Below are 17249 nucleotides of genomic sequence, written 5' to 3' on the forward strand. Positions count from 1 at the left end.
AAGCGGATTCGCACGCGAGGCAGCGCTGGCTGACCGTTTGCAGCTACGGACTATTCCCTGCCGGCAGCGCCTTGAGCGCGGCAATCGCTTCGGCCAGGGCATCGACTTCCGGGTGTTGCAGGCCGCCGGTGACTTCGTATTCGCTGGCGAACAGGCCCTGTTCGAGCAGATGCATCACGGTCTGGTGCTGGGTCCAGCCGCGAGCGACGGAGATGCGACGAATCCTGTCCACCAGCAATGGATCGATGTCCCGCAACACCAGATCGGTCATGCCCTGCCTCGTGCACTGCGCTGCCCCGCCTGCATCATCGACAACCTTGGCGGCCGTTTCAATCCGGGCGCCCATCGCGGGCATCCAGCCGCGGCCACAGCCAGGCGAGCAGGGCCAGCGTGGGAACCACGGTCAGGGCGCTGAGGATGAAGAAGGTGCTGTAGGAGGTGGCCTCGACCAGGAACCCGGACACACCGCCGGCGAATTTACCCGGCAAATTGGCCAGCGAAACCAGCAGGGCGTACTGGGTGGCGGTGAAATTGCGATTTGTCAGCGATGACATGAAGGCCACCAGCACGGTACCGGCGAACCCCTGGAACAGATTGTCGGCACTGAGTGCGGCGTAGAACGCCCACAATTTGCCAGGGTTCTGCGCCATCAACAAAAACGCCAGGTTGGACAGCGCCACGCCCAGGGCGGCCACCAGCAGCATGCGACGGAAGCCGAACGCCGCCACCGCCGCACCGCCGGCGAACGCGCCGACGATGCCCATCCATACACCGAACAGCTTGGACACCGTGGCGATGTCGGCCTTGGTGTAGCCAGAATCCAGATAGAACGGCCCGGCCATCACGCCGATCACCTGATCCGGGAATTTGAACAGGCCGACAAATGCCAGCAGGACGATGCCCAGCGCCAGCCCATTGCTGGAGAAGAAACTGGAAATGGGCTGCCAGAAAGCGCCGGCTACGTCGATGCGACGCACCACCGTGACCAGCGGCCGGTCCGGCTCGCGGCATACCAGGGTGGTGATGATCGGCAGCAGCATCAGCGCCGACATGGCCAGGTACGCGGAGGTCCAGTTGAGGTATTCGGCCAGGTACAGCGCCCCGGCGCCACCGAGGATCAGGCCGATCCGATAGCCCAGGGTGTAGGTCGCCGCCAAGGCCGCCTGCGCCGTGTCTGGGGCAATTTCGATGCGGTAGGCATCCACCACCGAATCCTGCGTGGCGCCCCAGAACGAGGCGAACAGCACCCAGGCGACCAGGCCGGTGACACTCATGTCCGGGCGCGAAAACGCCAGTGCGAACAGGCCGGCGGTGACGCCGAGTTGCGAGACCAGCAGCCAGGAACGCCGGCGGCCCAGAAACGCGGTGATCGGGAACGCATAGCGGTCGATCAGCGGAGCCCACAGGAACTTGAGCAGGTAGAAGAAGCTGGCCAGGCTGATCAGACCGATGCTGCCCAGATCCAGCCCGACGTCGCGCAGCCGGGTGGACAGGGTCTGCGAGGCGATCAACAGGAACGGCAGACCGCTGCCGAAACCCAGCAGTGCCATGGTTGCAGCCGATGGCGTGGCGAAGGCCTGCCGGATGCCACGCAGTCCTTTGTAGTTGGGTACAGGCTTGGTCATGCGTGTGGCCGCTGGGAACGAGTGCTGATTGTTGCCGGGCGGGCAGTATCGCTAGCCTCTGCGCGGATTGACCTGCCGGAAACGCATGATTGGCTCCATGAAGGATCCACCGCCATCAGGCTGCGGCCAGGCACAGCCTGCACGCACTCGAGGTTGATCTCCACGCAGTGGCTGGAAGCACACCACTGGGGGGCCTGGCCAACGGTCCCCATGCTCGTCACTGCCAGCTGCGCGCCCTCACTCACTCCGCGTAATCCACGATGTACGGCGCGTGGTCGGAGAAGCGCTGCTCGCGGTAGATGGAGCAGGCCTTCACCTTGTCGCGCAGGCCGGGGGTGACCAGTTGGTAGTCGATGCGCCAACCGACGTTGTTGGTGCGCGCTGCGCCGCGGTTGCTCCACCAGGTGTAGTCCTGGCCCTGGGGATGCAGCACGCGGTAGGTATCGACCCAGCCGCGGCCGCTGGCGGCGTTGGTGTCTTCCAGCGCGTCGGCGCACAGGCCGTTGAGCCAGTCGCGCTCGGGCGGCAGGCAGCCGGAATTCTTCTGGTTGGACTTCCAGTTCTTGATGTCCAGCGCCGAGCGCACGATGTTCCAGTCGCCGCACAGCACGTACTGCCGGCCGCTGGCCAGCCACTGCTCCAGGATCGGCCGCAGCCATTCCATCACCTGGAACTTGTAGCCCTGGCGCAACTCGCCCGACGAGCCGGACGGGATATAGAAGGACACCACACTCAGGTTGCCGAAGCGCGCTTCGACATAGCGGCCTTCTTCGTCGAACTCGGGCCAGCCCAGCGCGGTGCGCACTTCATCGGGCTCGTGCCTGCTGTAGATGGCCACGCCGCTGTAGCCCTTCTTGGTGCTGGCGTCGCGGAACCAGGCCTTGTAGCCGGTGGGCAGGAACTTGGGACCGGCCAGCTGATGCTCCTGGGCCTTGGTCTCCTGCACGCACAGCACGTCGGCGTCTTGGTCGGCGAACCACTCGAAGAAACCCTTGGTGACGGCCGAGCGCAGGCCGTTGGCGTTGAAACTGATGATGCGCATAGGCCGGGAATGGGGAGTCGGGAATAGGGAATCGTAAAGCCTACCCCAGCGCAGCTGCGAAGGCTGCCGAGGCGCGATGCGTTTACCATTCCCGATTCTCCATTCCCCATTCCCCATTCCCGTCAATGACCGACCACCGCACCCGTTTCCTGCAGCTGGCCCTGGGCGCCGATGCCCTGCGCTTTGGCGAGTTCACGCTCAAGTCCGGGCGGCTCAGCCCGTATTTCTTCAATGCCGGGCGCTTCGATTCGGGCGCCAAGACTGCGCAGCTGGCGCAGTGCTATGCCGATGCGATCGATGCGGCCGGGGTGGAGTTCGACCTGTTGTTCGGGCCAGCCTACAAGGGCATCCCGCTGGCGACCGCACTGGCCTGCGCCTACGCCGGGCGCGGGCGCGACCTGCCGCTGGCGTTCAACCGCAAGGAAGCCAAGGACCATGGCGAGGGCGGCAGCCTGATCGGTGCGGCGCTTGAGGGCCGCAAGGTGCTGATCGTCGACGACGTGATCACCGCCGGCACCGCGATCCGCGAGGCGCTGGACATCATCCGTGGCGCCGGCGGCATTCCGTCCGGGATCGTGGTGGCGCTGGACCGGCAGGAGATCGCCTCCGAGCAGGATCGCCGCTCGGCTGCGCAGGCGGTGGCGGCCGAGGCCGGCATCCCGGTGATCGCGGTGGCCAACCTGGGCGACCTGCTTGCTTTTGCGGCAGGAAACGCCGACCTTGTCGGCTTCCGGGAACCGCTGCTGGCCTATCGTGGCCGCTACGGCACCGACACCACAGGCTGACGGCAGGCGACAGGGGGCTGCGATGATGCCGAGACACACCCGTTTGGCGTTACTCGCCGCCGTTGCGGCAGCCGTGGCCGCCGCACCTGCCATCGCGCAGGACAAGCCGGCCGCGAAGAAGCTGTATTGCTGGAACCAGAACGGCGCCCGGGTGTGCAGCGATACGCTGCCGCCGGAGGCGGTCAATCAGGCGCGCGACGAATTCAACGCCAAGAGCGGCCTGCGCAGCGCCGAGGTGCAGCGCGCCATGAACAGCGACGAGCGCGCCGCAGCAGCCGCCAGCGAGCAGCAACGCCAGGCCGACCTGGCCGCCGAGCAGATGCGCCAGCGCACCGACCAGGCGATGTTGATGTCCTACCAGAGCGAGGACGACCTGCGCCGGGTGTTCAACGAGCGCATCGCCATCGTCGACAACAACATCCACACCGCGCGCTTCAACGTGACCAGCCTGCGCGAAGGGCTGGCCAGCATGCTGCGCAGCGCCGGCGACCGCGAACTGGCCGGCCAGGCGGTGGCCGACAAGCTGGCCGCCGACATCCAGCAACGCCATCGCGAGCTGATGGCGCAATTGCGTCTGCAGACCAGCTTCGAGCAGCAACGGGTGGCGCTGGACGGCGAGATCGCCGACATCCTGCAGCGCTACCGGGCGATGAAGGAGCCGCCGGCCGGCGCTGCGCCAACCGGCTGACCGGCGCAGCCGTCATTCCCGCCCGTGCAGCGCACTGCGGCGGGCGGCATTTCCCGATCCGACGCCCTGCCCGCATAATGGCCGGTCTTACTCCCTGCCCACGAGGCTCTCCCGCATGGCCCGGATCATCGCCATTGCCAACCAGAAAGGCGGCGTCGGCAAGACCACGACCGCGGTCAATCTGGCGGCCGGCCTGGCGCGCGCGCCCAAGCGTGTGTTGCTGGTGGATCTGGACTCGCAGGGCAACGCGACCATGGGCAGCGGCATCGACAAGCGCGATGTGGCCGCCTCGACCTGCGACCTGTTGCTGGGCGAAAACACCGCCGCCGAAATCCGCGTCACCGCGCCGGAAGGCTTCGACCTGCTGCCGGGCAACATCGACCTGACCGCGGCCGAGATCCAGCTGATGGATCAGGGCGAGCGCGAGCAGCGGCTCAAGCGCGCCCTGGCGCCGATCCGCGACGAGTACGACTTCATCCTGATCGACTGCCCGCCGGCGTTGTCGCTGCTGACGCTCAATGCCCTGACCGCGGCCGATTCGATCATCGTGCCGATGCAGTGCGAGTACTACGCGCTGGAAGGACTGACCGCGCTGCTGGAAACCATCGAGGCGTTGCGCGCCAACCTCAATCCGGCGCTGGAAATCGAAGGCGTGCTGCGCACGATGTTCGACATCCGCAACAACCTTGCCAATGCGGTGTCGGCAGAGCTGACCGAGCATTTCGGCGACAAGGTGTTCCGCACCATCGTGCCGCGCAACGTGCGCCTGGCCGAAGCACCCAGCCATGGCCAGAGCATCGTCGGTTACGACCGCACCTCGCGCGGTGGCGTGGCCTACCTGGGGCTGGCCGGCGAAATCGTGCGCCGCCAGAACGACCGCAACAAGGCCTACCGGCCCGTGGAGACCGTCTGATGAACAAGCCGATCCCCGCAAAGAAGCGCGGCCTGGGCCGTGGCCTGGAAGCGCTGCTGGGGCCTAAGGGCGCGGCCGCCGCCGCGGCGCCGGGCGCGGCCAGCGAGGAGGCCTTGCAGCCGGGCGACAGCCTGCGCCGGTTGCCGGTCACCCAGTTGCAGCCGGGCAAGTACCAGCCGCGCAAGGAGATGGACGAGGTCAAGCTGGCCGAGCTGGCGGAGTCGATCAAGGCGCAGGGGGTGATCCAGCCGATCGTGGCGCGCGAGCTGGCGCCGGGGCAGTTCGAGATCGTGGCCGGCGAACGTCGCTGGCGCGCCTCGCAGCTGGCCGGGCTGAGCGAAGTCCCGGTGGTGGTGCGCGAGCTGGACGACCGCACCGTCATCGCGATGGCGCTGATCGAGAACATCCAGCGCGAAGACCTCAACCCGCTGGAAGAAGCGCAGGCGCTGCAGCGCTTGATCGACGAATTTTCGCTGACCCACGCCGAGGCTGCCGGTGCGGTGGGCCGCTCGCGTGCGTCGGTGTCCAACCTGCTGCGGCTGCTGGAATTGCCGGTGGCGATCCGCGTGCTGCTGGAAACCCGCCGCCTGGAAATGGGCCATGCGCGTGCGCTGCTCACCCTGGCGCCGGAGCTGGCCAGCAAGCTGGCGCAGGAAGCGGCCGACCAGGGCTGGTCGGTGCGCGAGGTCGAACACCGTGCGCAGCAGTTCGCCGCCGGCAAGGTGCCCGGCGCCCTGCGCAAGGGCAAGCCGGCCGCCGTTGCGCCGCAGGCCGATATCGCCTCGCTGGAGACCGAACTGTCCGAATCGCTGGGCACCAAGGTGGTGTTCAACCACGGCCGCGGCGGCAAGGGCAAGCTGGTGATCCACTACACCGACCTGGACACGCTGGACGGCGTGCTCGAACGCCTGCGCCTGCAGCGCAGCTGAGCCTGTGCACCCGCACCAGGAGCATCCCCGGCAATGAATCCCGCCAAGGTCGATCGCAAGCACCTGCTGCATCTGACCGACCTGCCGAACGTGGGGCCGGCCTGCGAAAAGGATCTGCAGCGGATCGGCATCCGGGTTGCCGCGCAACTGCGCGGTCGCGATGCCTACGACATGTATGCGCAGCTGTGTCTGCGCACCGGCGTGCTGCACGATCCCTGCGTGATCGACGTGTTCCTGTCGATCACGCGCTTCATGCAAGGCGAGGCGCCACGGCCGTGGTGGGCGTTCAGCGCCGAACGCAAGGCAACCCTGGCCAGCGAAGCACCGCTCAGTCTGGGGTGAGTGCGCGCATGCGATCAGGTGCGGCCATCAACCGGAGCAACCCATGAGCACTGAAGACGACCAGATCAGCCCCGGCGGCAGCACGCTGATGCTGCACGCGCAGGAAAAGGCATTCGAGCCGGCACACGGCGGCGACTGCATCGAGCAGATCAGCGCACATATCGAGCAGCACCTGGGGCCGATCTCGGCAGTGCTGCACGAAATCATCTCCGACGCCGTGCATCTGGACGTGCATGTGGTGCCCGCCACCGCGGATGTCCCGTACCTGCGGCTGGTGACCTCGGGCATGAGCGACCGGCCGATGACCCTGCCCGAAGGTGTGGAAGCGCCGCAGTACATGGAGCTGATGCTGAGCCTGCCCGCCGATTGGCCGATGGACCAGCGCGACTTCGAAGACCCGCGCCACTACTGGCCGATCCGCCTGCTCAAGACCCTGGCCCGGCTGCCGCACAAGTTCGAGACCTGGCTGGGCTTCGGCCACACCATTCCCAATGGCCACCCGGCCGAACCCTACGCACCCGGCGTGCGCTTCGACGGCGCCATCGTGCTGCCACCGGTGAGCACGCCCGAGGGATTTGCGCGCCTGGCCATCGATGCCGACAAGACCATCGTGTTCATGACGGTGGTGCCGCTGTATCCGGAGGAGATGGCGCTGAAACTGAAGGACGGCAGCGATGCGCTGCTGGATCGCTTCGATGCCAAGGGGATTGGGGACATCATTGCGCTTGATCGCGTCAACGTCGCCAAAAAGCGCTTCGGGCTGTTCTGAGCGCCACCTGCCTGCCCGCCCGCTTCCGATATCTCCAGGACCACTGCAATGACCATTCTCGTCACCGGCGCCGCCGGTTTCATCGGGGCCTACACCTGCCGCGCGCTGGCTGCGCGCGGTGAATCGGTGGTGGGCCTGGACAACTACAACAGCTACTACGACCCGCAGCTCAAACGCGACCGGGTGGCGGCGCTGTGCCCGGGCATCGACATCCGCACGCTGGACCTGACCGACCGCAACGGCCTAGCCGCGTTGTTCGACGAAATCCGGCCCACACGCGTGGTGCATCTGGCCGCGCAGGCCGGGGTGCGTTACTCGCTGGAAAACCCGTCCGCCTACGTCGACAGCAACCTGGTCGGCTTCGTCAACATGCTCGAACTGTGCCGGCACCGCGGTGTGCAGCACCTGGTGTATGCCTCGAGCAGTTCGGTGTACGGCGATTCGGCCACCCCGCCGTTTTCCGAAGACCAGCGCGTGGACCAGCCGCGCTCGCTGTATGCGGCGACCAAGGCCGCCAACGAGCTGATGGGCTATACCTATGCGCAGCTGTACGGCCTGCGCGCGACCGGGCTGCGGTTCTTCACCGTGTACGGGCCGTGGGGCCGGCCGGACATGGCGCCGCTGATCTTCAGCCGCGCGGTGCTGGCGGGGCGGCCGATCGAGGTGTTCAACCACGGCAGGATGCAGCGCGACTTCACCTTCGTCGACGACATCGTGGCGGGCGTGCTGGGCGCGCTGGACACGCCCAGCGGCGAGCCGGTGCCGCACCGGGTGTTCAACCTGGGCAACCACACCCCGGTGGAGCTGGAATACTTCATCGACGTGATTGCCCAGGCTGCCGGGCGCCCGGCCGAGAAGGTCTACCGGCCGATGCAGCCGGGCGACATGATCCGCACCATGGCCGATACGCAGCGCGCGCACGCCGCCTTCGGCTTCGAGCCGGCCACCCCGGTCGAGCACGGCCTGCCGCAGGTGGTGGACTGGTGCCGCAGTTATTTCGGCGAGCGCGCCTAGGGCGCGCTTGCCACGTCAGCACAGCGGCGCAGCGGCCAGACAATCGCATATCGACGCGAGGTCGCGCCCGCAGCGACGGGCGTATCGGCAGGGCGGCGTGCTGGAGCGTTGAGCTTTCCGCGCCCTACCTGCACCATCCTGGCGCGGATCACGACCTCCTGCCGGCTGCGCGGGTCCGGTTATTTAACACGCTAGTACACGCTACAGGCTGCTTGACGCTCGCTCCAGCGCACATAACGCGGGTTCGCTTCATGCCTGACTCAGACAGTCAGGGCACAATGCGCGATCTTTTTCGCTCAGCCTTCATCTGGCCACCACGAATCCATGAGCCAACCCCAGCTTTCCGTCGTCGTCCCGGTGTTCAACGAGCGCGATAACGTCGCCGCCCTGGTCGGCGAGATCGTCGCCGCCTTGCGCGGGCTGGTGGCGTTCGAGATCGTCTATGTCGACGACCACTCGCGCGACGACACCCTGGCGGTGCTGCAAGGCCTGAAGACCACCACGCCGGAACTGCGCGTGCTGCATCACGTCACCCAGAGCGGCCAGAGCACGGCGGTGCGCAACGGCGTCAAGGCCGCGCGTGCGAGCTGGATCGCCACGCTCGACGGCGACGGCCAGAACGATCCGGCCGACATTCCCAAACTGCTGACCGCGCGCGCCAGCGCCGAGCCGCAGGTGAAGCTGTTCGCCGGCTGGCGGGTCAACCGCCAGGATTCGGGGTCCAAGCGCTGGGCCAGCAAGTGGGCCAACGCGATCCGTTCGCGCATGCTGCACGACAACACCCCCGATACCGGCTGCGGCATCAAACTGTTCGAGCGCGAGGCGTTCCTGGACCTGCCCTACTTCGATCATATGCACCGCTATCTGCCGGCGTTGATGCAGCGCGCCGGCTGGCGCACGGTGAGCGTGCCGGTGCATCACCGCCATCGCACCGCCGGCGTGTCCAAGTACAACAACCTCAATCGCGCGCTGGTCGGCATCCGCGACCTGCGCGGCGTGGCCTGGTTGATCACCCGCAGCAAGCGCACCGTGGTGCAGGAGCGCTGATGGAACTGCATTGGCTGGATCAACCGCTGACCTGGCTGTACTGGACCGGGCTGCATGTCACCGGCTGGAAGCTGATCGGCTATGTGGGCGCACTGATGTTCGGCGGCCGCTGGCTGGTGCAGTTTGTCGCTTCCAAGCGCGCCGGCAAGCCGGTGATCCCGCGCATGTTCTGGTACATGAGCGTGGTCGGCAGCCTGATGACGCTGAGCTATTTCGTGTTCTCGGCCAAGCAGGATTCGGTGGGCGTGCTGCAGAACCTGTTTCCGGCGTTTACCGCGTTCTACAGCCTGTATCTGGATGTGAAGCATCGCGGCTGGAGGCGGGATCGGGCGGTGCATTGAGCGGGGATTGGGGAGTGGGGATTCGTAAACGCGGCACTCCTGCTCCACGTTTCCGGGCTTTGAGGCGATGCTGGTTGCTTAGCTGAGCTGATTGAGCGTGCTGCATTGACTCTGCTTTCGGTGGATAACGTCAGGGGCTCGCTAGCTGGGGTCAACGCGTTTTTTCGTACGTCGCGATGCGATGGTTACCGACCTGGGATGAGGCGCGTGGCCGATGCCGCGGCTGTTTGCTCATCGGCATGCTGTGCCTATGTCCAACGCGCTCCTCCATCGTCCGTTGTCCGGGTCGGCACCGATTGCGGCGCATTGGTACCTGCAGCTGTACACGCATCAGCAGGTGCCGTTGTTTTCCGACTGGCGTTGCGCGCGAGCGGCAGCGGCCAGCCTTGCGGCGGCCGGTCATTGGCAGGGTGCGCAGTTGCTGTGCTGGGTGCTGCTGCCGGACAGTTGGTGCGCGCTGTTGCAGGCGCCTGGCAAGGCTGCGCTGCTGCAACTGGCCTCCCTCGCGCGACAGGCGGCTGCCGATGCGGTCAATCGTGCGCGCGGCCGTGGCGGGACGGTGTGGCAGCCGCAGATGCAGGCATCGGCGCTTGCGCCGACTGAGGACCACCGACAGTTCGCGCGCGCGCTGGTGGCGTTGCCAGTACGCGCAGGGCTGGCCGCGCAGATCGGTGGGTATCCGTACTGGGATGCGGTCTGGCTGTTGCACGGCCACGCTGCACACGGCACCGCGATTGCAGCGCCAGATGATCGCGCACGCATGCCGGGTCCGGGAGGCAGGTGACCGTGATCGCGTACATTCGTCCGGCTATTGATGCGCGTCTTCGCCTGTCAGCCTTGCAGGATATCGGTGCGAGCGACGTCTGCTCGATCAACATTTGACGTCCAGCGGCGCCTGCTCGATCAACGTCTGACGTCGAGCGGCATCTTTTCGGGCGACGTCTGACGTCGACCGCCTACGCCTGTCGGAGCGGGCCGCGCGCTGCGGTGATCGCCTGCATCTGCCAGCGCCGAGCACGGTGTGGTCGGCAGCTACGGCGCCGCGACCTGCCCTGCCGGTAAGCCGGCAGGGCAGTCGCCCATGACGCACCGGCCGGTCAAAATTCCAGTGGATGATCCGGCAGCAGGGCCTGCAACTGGCTGCGGAACAACCCGCGAATCCGCTGCAGTGCGTCTTCGGTATCGGCCTCGAAGCGCAGCACCAGGATCGGCGTGGTGTTGGAGGCACGCACCAGGCCCCAGCCGTCGGCGAAGTCCGCACGCAGCCCGTCGATCGTCGACAGCCGCGCCGACTCGAACGGCGATTCCTCACCAGCCTGGGCACGCTCGACAATGCGCGCGACCAGCGCGTGCGCATCGCCATCCACCGGCACCTTGATTTCCGGGGTGGACACGCTTTCGGGCAGGGCGTCCAACACCTCCGACGGGGTTTCCTCGCGCTGGGCCAGGATTTCCAGCAGGCGTGCGGCCGCATAGATGCCGTCGTCGAAACCGTACCAGCGCTCCTTGAAGAAGAAGTGCCCGCTCATCTCGCCAGCCAGTTCGGCGTCGGTCTCGCGCATCTTGGCCTTGATCAGCGAGTGCCCGGTCTTCCACATCAACGGGCTGCCGCCGTTGCGCAGCACGTGATCGGACAACTTGCCGGTGCACTTGACGTCGTAGATCACCAGCGCGCCGGGATTGCGCTGCAGCACATCGGCAGCGAACAGCATCAGCAGACGGTCTGGGAACACCATGGCACCTTGCTTGGTGACCACGCCCAGACGATCGGCATCGCCATCGAAGGCCACGCCGATGTCGGCATCGAAGCGCTGCACCATCTTGACCAGGTCGTCGAGGTTGTGCGGCTCGCTCGGGTCGGGATGATGATTGGGGAAGGTGCCGTCGATCTCGCAATACAGCGGGATGACCTCGGCGCCGATCGCTTCCAGCAGGCGCGGTGCGATATCGCCGGCCACGCCGTTGCCGGCATCCACCACCACCTTGATCGGGCGGTCCAGTTGCACGTCGTCGGCGATGCGCTGGATGTAGGCGTCGCTGATGTCGCGCTGTTCCAGATCGCCAGGCGTTGCCGCGGTATGCAGGCGGCCTTCGTTGATGCGCTGGTGCAGTTCGGCGATCGCCGCCCCGGACAGGGTCTCGCCACCGATCACGATCTTGAAGCCGTTGTAGTCGGGCGGATTGTGGCTGCCGGTGACCGCCACGCAGCTGCCGGCGCGTAGTTCGTAGGCGCCGAAGTACACCACCGGGGTGGGCGCCAGGCCGATGTCGATCACCTGGCAGCCGGCGCGACGCAGGCCGTCGATCAGGCCATTGGCGAGCTCCGGGCCCGACAGCCGTCCATCGCGGCCGACCACCACCTCGCGCAGGCCCTGCGCCTGCATCACGCTACCGATGGCCTGGCCGATCAACGCGGCGACGCCGGGGTTGAGGTCCTTGCCGACCACGCCACGGATGTCGTAGGCGCGGAACATCTCGGTGGCGACCTGCACGGCCGGCACCAGCGCCGGCGGCGCTGGCGGCACATCTGCCTCCAGCGCGCGCGCTTGGCTGGCAAGGCTGGCGTCGTGCTGCAGGCTCTGGCTGAAGGTGGGCTCGTCGGCGGTCGGCTCGCCGGCCACGCGGCGACGCGGCAAGGCGACGCGGCCACGGCTGGCCAGCACCAACAGCACGGCGATGACGAGCAGCAGCGCGGCCACGATCGCACAGCCCACGGCGCCCAGACCCAGCGGGCCGTCATCGCGTTGCGGCACCGCGGCGGCCACGCGCAGGCCGCTGTTGCCCAATGGCCTGGCCAGGGTTTCGGCGGCATCGGCCAGCACCGCATCGCCTTGCTGGGCGACGTTGTAGCTGCCCTGGCGCAAGGCCAGGTACGCGCTGCCGGGCACTGCGATCGCATCCAGCGGGCCGGTCAGACGCAACAACGGCAGCCGCGCGTACGCCACCGCCGGCTGCGCGCCCAGGCGCACCGCTGCCGCCACGCCGAGACGGACCTGCTTGGCATCGCGCACCACGTGCACCTGCGCACGCTCGGCCACCAGTGCCGACTCGAGCAGGCTCAGCCGCGCGTAGCCGAAGTCCTTGGGATTGTCGTAGGCGGCAGCGAGGTCGCCGGACAGGACCTGCACATCCTCGGCGCCCTTGAAGCGCTCGCGGATGCTTGAGGCGGCCGCCAGCGCGTCGCCATTGGCCAACGCGGCGATGACCTGTGGCTGCTTGAGCACGGCGTCGAGCTGGCTGGCCTGCTGGGCCATGGCTCGGCTGATGTCCTGCACGGCGCGGTCGCGCGCCTGTTCCAGCTCCTGCGCAACCGCATCCTGGCGCCATTGCGTGTAGCTGCTCCAGCCGAACCAGGCAGCCAGCAGCACCAATACCCCCCCCAACACCGGACCACTCGTACGCACGCTGGACATCGACTGCCTGCGCTCGTTCGCCTTGCTCATGTGACGTCCCCCGTCAGCGCACGCCGGTGTGGCCGAATCCACCCGCTCCCCGCGCGCTGTCGACGAAAGTATCCACCACTTGCAAGCCCACGCGCACGATCGGCAGGATCACCAGCTGGGCGATGCGGTCGCCCGGCTCGATGGTGAAGGCCTCACGGCCGCGATTCCAGGTACTGATCAGCAGCGGCCCTTGGTAATCGGCATCGATGAGTCCGGTGCCGTTACCGAGCACGATGCCGTGGCGATGGCCCAGGCCCGAGCGCGGCAGGATCACCGCGCACAGCTGCGGGTCGGCCAGATGGATGGCGATGCCGCTGGGAATCAGCGCCGCATCGCCGGGCTCCAGTGTCATCGGCGCTTCCAGCGCCGCGCGCAGGTCCATGCCGGCGCTGGCGTCGGTGGCGTAGGCCGGCAGCGGCCACAGATCGCCAAAGCGCGGGTCGAGCAGCTTCACCTGCAAGGACTGGGTCGGGGTGCTCATGCCTGCAATCTCTCCGCGATCAGGGCCAACAGCTGGTCGGCCAGTTCGGTCTTGCTGCTGCTGGGGAAGGCGCGCTCGCCGCCCTGCCAGTAGGCGGTGGCGGCGTTGTTGTCGCTTTCGAAGCCGCCGCCCTCGATCCCCACCTGGTTGGCGATGATCAGGTCCAGCCGCTTGGCGGCCAGCTTGCCACGCGCGTAATGCTCCACGTCGTGCGTTTCGGCGGCAAAGCCGACCACCAGCTTCAGCGCGCCGGTCTGCGCGGCGACCTCGGCCAGGATGTCCGGGGTGCGCACCAGCTCCAGGGTCAGCGTCTCGCCGGTCTTCTTGATCTTCTGCGCGACCACCCGCTTGGGGGTGTAGTCGGCCACTGCGGCGGCGCCGATGTAGATGTCGGCCGGGAACGCACCCAGCACCGCATCGCGCATCTGCGCAGCCGAGCGCACGTCGATCCGCCGCACCCCGGCCGGGGTGGTCTGGTGCACCGGGCCGCTGACCAGCACCACCTCGGCGCCCTGGCTGGCGGCGGCAGCGGCCAGGGCATAGCCCATCTTGCCGCTGCTGCGGTTGCCCACGTAGCGCACCGGGTCCAGGTCCTCGAAGGTGGGGCCGGCGCTGATGACGATACGCAGGCCGTCCAGTTGCGCGCTGCTGGGCACGAACGCCGGGGCGGCAGCAGCCTTGGAGGCGAGCGGCGCGGCGATGCCGGCACCACCGGCCAGGGCGGCGATGATCGCCGCCGGCTCGGCCAGCCGGCCGGGGCCGGACTCGCCTTCGGCCAGCGGGCCGTCCTCGGGACCGACCACGCGCACGCCGCGTGCGGACAGGGTCGCCACATTCGCCTGCGTGGCCGGGTGCAGCCACATGCGGTGGTTCATTGCCGGGGCCACGGTCAGCGGCGCGGTGGTGGCCAGGCACAGCGTGCTGACCAGATCGTCGGCCAGGCCGTGGGCCAGCCGCGCCAGCAGGTCGGCGGTGGCCGGAGCGACGATCACCTGATCGGCCCAGCGCGCCAGTTCGATATGTCCCATCGCCTGCTCGGCGGCGCTGTCCCACAACGTGGTGCGGGTGGGCTGCCCGGACAGGGCCTGGAAGCTGAGCGGGGTGACGAATTGTTGCGCGCCGCTGGTCATGGCGACCTGCACCTGCGCACCGGCGTCGCGCAGGCGACGGACCAGTTCGAGCGATTTGTAAGCGGCAATGCCTCCGCCGACGCACAGCAGCAAGCGCTGTCCGTCCAGGGGGCGGGCCTGAGTGGAGCCGATCACGTCGGAGTCGTCCTACGGTTACAAGGACAACTAGATTAGCCGATGCCCCCGTCCGGCCTGATAGGCGTGAGCGATGAGCACCGGCAATCTCGCCATATGCACATTCACGACTGGCCCACCCACGAACGCCCGCGCGAGAAACTTCTGGCGCGCGGGGCGCCTGCCCTGTCCGATGCCGAGCTGCTGGCGATCTTTGTCGGCTCCGGCCTGCGCGGCCAGGACGCCGTCCAGACCGGACGCAATCTGCTGCTGCGCCACGGCCCGCTGCGCGTGCTGCTGGATCGCACGGCGCCCGCCCTGGCGCGCCTGCCCGGCCTGGGTCCGGCCTCGGCCTGCAAGCTCAGTGCGGCGCTGGAACTGGCGCACCGCCACCTGCTGAGCGCACTGGAACGCGGCGACGCACTCAGCGACCCGCCCAGCGTCGGCCGCTACTTCTCGCAGCGGCTGCGTGCGCGCCCCTACGAGGTATTCGCGGTGCTGTACCTGGACACCCGCCATCACGCCATCGCCTTCGAGGAAGTGTTCACCGGCACCATCGACGGGGCCGACATCCACCCGCGCGAAGTGGTGCGGCGGGCGCTACTGCACAACGCCGCGGCGGTGATCGTCGGGCACAACCACCCTTCAGGCAATCCGGAGCCGTCCGAGGCCGACCGCGCGGTCACCCGGCGCCTGCTGGGTGCATTTGAGCTGGTGGATATCCGCCTGCTGGACCACTTCGTGATCGGTGACGGGCGTCCGGTCTCGCTGGCCGAGCGCGGCTGGCTGGGATGAGCGCGTGGCGGTGACCTGAACCGTCGGCCCGACCCCGGGGCGCGCGGTCGGGTAAAATCGGTGGTTTCGTTCCAAGCAGATCCCACGTGAAAGCCCAACTCCGCGCACTGATCGGCCAAGGCATTGAAGCCTTGCGCGCCAACGGCACCCTGCCTGCCGACACCCTGCCGCCGGATTTTGTGGTCGAGCGGCCCAAGACGCGCGAGCACGGCGACTTCGCCACCAATGCCGCGATGCTGCTGGCCAAGCCGGCGCGCAGCAACCCGCGCGCGCTGGCCCAGGCGCTGGTCGCCGCATTGCCGGCCAGCGACGACGTGGCCAAGGTGGAGATCGCCGGCCCGGGCTTCATCAATTTCCATCTCGCCCCCACCGCCTACCAGCGCGAAGTGGCGCATGTGCTCAAGCAGGGCCACGACTACGGCCGCGGGCTGGCCGGCAACGGCCGCTCGGTGGGCGTGGAATACGTGTCGGCCAATCCGACCGGCCCGCTGCACGTCGGCCACGGCCGCGCCGCGGCGATCGGCGACAGCCTGGCGCGCGTGCTCGATGCCAACGGCTGGAACGTCAAGCGCGAGTTCTACTACAACGATGCCGGCGTGCAGATCGAGAACCTGGCCCTGTCGGTGCAGGCGCGCGCGCAGGGGCTCACCCCCGACAGCGACGGCTGGCCGGAGAACGGCTACCGCGGCGACTACATCGCCGATGTGGCCACCGCCTACCTGGCCGGCGACACCGTCGACCTGGAAGGCCACCTGGTCACCGGCGGCAAGGACCCTGCCGACTTCGACGCGATCCGCCGCTTCGCCGTGGCCTACCTGCGTAACGAGCAGAACCACGACTTGGCCGCGTTCCGCGTCGATTTCGATATCTATTTCCTGGAAAGCTCGCTGTACAAGGACGGCAAGGTCGAAGAGGCGGTGCAGAAGCTGATCGCCTCCGGCCATACCTACGAGGAAGGCGGCGCGTTGTGGTTGAAGTCCACCGACTTCGGCGACGACAAGGACCGGGTGATGCGCAAGTCCGACGGCACCTACACCTACTTCGTGCCGGACGTGGCCTATCACCTGACCAAGTGGCAGCGCGGCTACGAGCGCGCGATCACCGAGCTGGGGGCCGATCACCACGGCTCGCTGACGCGCGTGCGCGCCGGCCTGCAGGCGCTGGAACTGGGCATCCCGCAAGGCTGGCCGGAGTACGTGCTGCACCAGATGGTCACGGTGATGCGCGGCGGCGAGGAAGTGAAACTGTCCAAGCGTGCCGGCAGCTACGTCACCCTGCGCGATCTGATCGAGGAAACCAGCGCCGATGCGGTGCGCTGGTTCCTGATCGCGCGCAAGCCCGACTCGCAGCTCACCTTCGACATCGACCTGGCGCGGCAGCAGAGCAACGACAACCCGGTGTTCTACGTGCAGTACGCGCATGCCCGCGTCTGCAGCGTGCTGCGGCAGGCGCAGGAGAAGGGCTACAAGTACGAGCAGGCGCACGGATTGGCCGAGCTGGCGCGCCTGGACGACGAGCATTCGCTCAACGTCATGGTCGAGCTGTCGCGCTATGCGGAGGTGGTGGAAATCGCCGGGCAGACGCTGGAGCCGTACCAGATCGCGCAATACCTGCGTGAATTGGCGCACGCCTTCCACACGTGGTATCACAACACCAAACTGCTGGTGGACGATGCCGCAGAGCGCGACGCCAAGCTCACCCTCGCCGTCGCCACGCAACAGGTGCTTGCCAACGGCCTGGAACTGCTTGGCGTCAGCGCCCCAGAAAAGATGTAAGCCGAGCCGCATGGCC

At 67.6% G+C, this 17249-nt stretch carries 18 protein-coding genes; 12 read left to right on the top strand and 6 right to left on the bottom strand.

Annotation, left to right across the window (positions count from 1 at the left end; translation table 11 throughout):
• Positions 1 to 43: 43 nt before the first annotated feature.
• From XARJCFBP2528_RS20270 to XARJCFBP2528_RS20280, 3 genes are all read right to left on the bottom strand, one after another.
• Positions 44 to 271, bottom strand: coding sequence for a hypothetical protein (locus XARJCFBP2528_RS20270; RefSeq protein WP_016901952.1), 228 nt, complete (start codon positions 269 to 271; stop codon positions 44 to 46).
• A 58-nt stretch (positions 272 to 329) separates the two neighbouring features.
• Positions 330 to 1625, bottom strand: coding sequence for an AmpG family muropeptide MFS transporter (locus XARJCFBP2528_RS20275; RefSeq protein WP_016901953.1), 1296 nt, complete (start codon positions 1623 to 1625; stop codon positions 330 to 332).
• A 241-nt stretch (positions 1626 to 1866) separates the two neighbouring features.
• Positions 1867 to 2667: an exodeoxyribonuclease III gene (locus XARJCFBP2528_RS20280; protein ID WP_016901954.1), complete on the bottom strand. Its 801-nt coding sequence runs from the start codon at positions 2665 to 2667 to the stop codon at positions 1867 to 1869.
• A gap of 125 nt (positions 2668 to 2792) precedes the next feature.
• On the opposite strand from XARJCFBP2528_RS20280, the gene pyrE reads away from it, so the two are divergent.
• From pyrE to XARJCFBP2528_RS20330, 10 genes are all read left to right on the top strand, one after another.
• The gene (pyrE, locus tag XARJCFBP2528_RS20285; protein ID WP_016901955.1) at positions 2793 to 3452 is read left to right on the top strand and encodes an orotate phosphoribosyltransferase; all 660 of its coding nucleotides are present in this window, start codon (positions 2793 to 2795) and stop codon (positions 3450 to 3452) included.
• A 22-nt stretch (positions 3453 to 3474) separates the two neighbouring features.
• Complete coding sequence (locus tag XARJCFBP2528_RS20290) at positions 3475 to 4140, top strand: hypothetical protein (protein WP_100224744.1); 666 nt, start codon at positions 3475 to 3477, stop codon at positions 4138 to 4140.
• A 115-nt stretch (positions 4141 to 4255) separates the two neighbouring features.
• Positions 4256 to 5053, top strand: a complete 798-nt coding sequence (locus XARJCFBP2528_RS20295; protein ID WP_016901957.1) for a ParA family protein — start codon at positions 4256 to 4258, stop codon at positions 5051 to 5053.
• Entirely contained in the window at positions 5053 to 5982 is a 930-nt protein-coding gene (locus XARJCFBP2528_RS20300; protein ID WP_016901958.1) for a ParB/RepB/Spo0J family partition protein, read from the top strand. The genes XARJCFBP2528_RS20295 and XARJCFBP2528_RS20300 overlap by 1 nt, the downstream gene beginning before the upstream one ends.
• 33 nt (positions 5983 to 6015) lie before the next feature.
• Positions 6016 to 6324, top strand: coding sequence for a helix-hairpin-helix domain-containing protein (locus XARJCFBP2528_RS20305; RefSeq protein ID WP_016901959.1), 309 nt, complete (start codon positions 6016 to 6018; stop codon positions 6322 to 6324).
• Positions 6325 to 6367: 43 nt separating this feature from the next.
• Positions 6368 to 7093 (top strand): suppressor of fused domain protein, encoded by a 726-nt coding sequence (locus XARJCFBP2528_RS20310; RefSeq protein WP_039816709.1) that lies wholly within the window; start codon positions 6368 to 6370, stop codon positions 7091 to 7093.
• Between the two features lie 48 nt (positions 7094 to 7141).
• Positions 7142 to 8107: an NAD-dependent epimerase/dehydratase family protein gene (locus XARJCFBP2528_RS20315; RefSeq protein WP_016901961.1), complete on the top strand. Its 966-nt coding sequence runs from the start codon at positions 7142 to 7144 to the stop codon at positions 8105 to 8107.
• A 324-nt stretch (positions 8108 to 8431) separates the two neighbouring features.
• Entirely contained in the window at positions 8432 to 9154 is a 723-nt protein-coding gene (locus XARJCFBP2528_RS20320; RefSeq protein ID WP_024940453.1) for a glycosyltransferase family 2 protein, read from the top strand.
• Positions 9154 to 9495 (top strand): lipid-A-disaccharide synthase N-terminal domain-containing protein, encoded by a 342-nt coding sequence (locus XARJCFBP2528_RS20325; RefSeq protein WP_016901963.1) that lies wholly within the window; start codon positions 9154 to 9156, stop codon positions 9493 to 9495. Before XARJCFBP2528_RS20320 ends, XARJCFBP2528_RS20325 begins: the two co-directional genes overlap by 1 nt.
• A gap of 250 nt (positions 9496 to 9745) precedes the next feature.
• Positions 9746 to 10279 (top strand): hypothetical protein, encoded by a 534-nt coding sequence (locus XARJCFBP2528_RS20330; RefSeq protein WP_016901964.1) that lies wholly within the window; start codon positions 9746 to 9748, stop codon positions 10277 to 10279.
• Positions 10280 to 10592: 313 nt separating this feature from the next.
• Here XARJCFBP2528_RS20330 and XARJCFBP2528_RS23760 read toward each other — a convergent pair whose 3' ends face one another.
• Genes XARJCFBP2528_RS23760 through coaBC form a run of 3 tightly spaced genes read right to left on the bottom strand, consistent with a single transcriptional unit; the run spans position 10593 to position 14684 of the window.
• Entirely contained in the window at positions 10593 to 12938 is a 2346-nt protein-coding gene (locus tag XARJCFBP2528_RS23760; protein ID WP_016901965.1) for a phosphomannomutase/phosphoglucomutase, read from the bottom strand.
• Between the two features lie 13 nt (positions 12939 to 12951).
• A complete protein-coding gene (gene dut, locus XARJCFBP2528_RS20340; protein WP_016901966.1) occupies positions 12952 to 13419 on the bottom strand; it encodes a dUTP diphosphatase in 468 nt (155 codons plus the stop codon).
• Complete coding sequence (coaBC, locus tag XARJCFBP2528_RS20345) at positions 13416 to 14684, bottom strand: bifunctional phosphopantothenoylcysteine decarboxylase/phosphopantothenate--cysteine ligase CoaBC (RefSeq protein WP_026064187.1); 1269 nt, start codon at positions 14682 to 14684, stop codon at positions 13416 to 13418. Before coaBC ends, dut begins: the two co-directional genes overlap by 4 nt.
• Positions 14685 to 14780: 96 nt before the next feature.
• On the opposite strand from coaBC, the gene radC reads away from it, so the two are divergent.
• Positions 14781 to 15458 (top strand): RadC family protein, encoded by a 678-nt coding sequence (radC, locus tag XARJCFBP2528_RS20350; RefSeq protein WP_016901968.1) that lies wholly within the window; start codon positions 14781 to 14783, stop codon positions 15456 to 15458.
• 86 nt (positions 15459 to 15544) lie between these two features.
• On the top strand, positions 15545 to 17233 hold the full coding sequence (argS, locus tag XARJCFBP2528_RS20355; RefSeq protein WP_016901969.1) for an arginine--tRNA ligase: 1689 nt from the start codon (positions 15545 to 15547) through the stop codon (positions 17231 to 17233).
• Positions 17234 to 17249 lie beyond the last annotated feature (16 nt).

Origin of the sequence: Xanthomonas arboricola pv. juglandis (genome assembly GCF_001013475.1) — a bacterium.
GTDB lineage: Bacteria > Pseudomonadota > Gammaproteobacteria > Xanthomonadales > Xanthomonadaceae > Xanthomonas > Xanthomonas arboricola.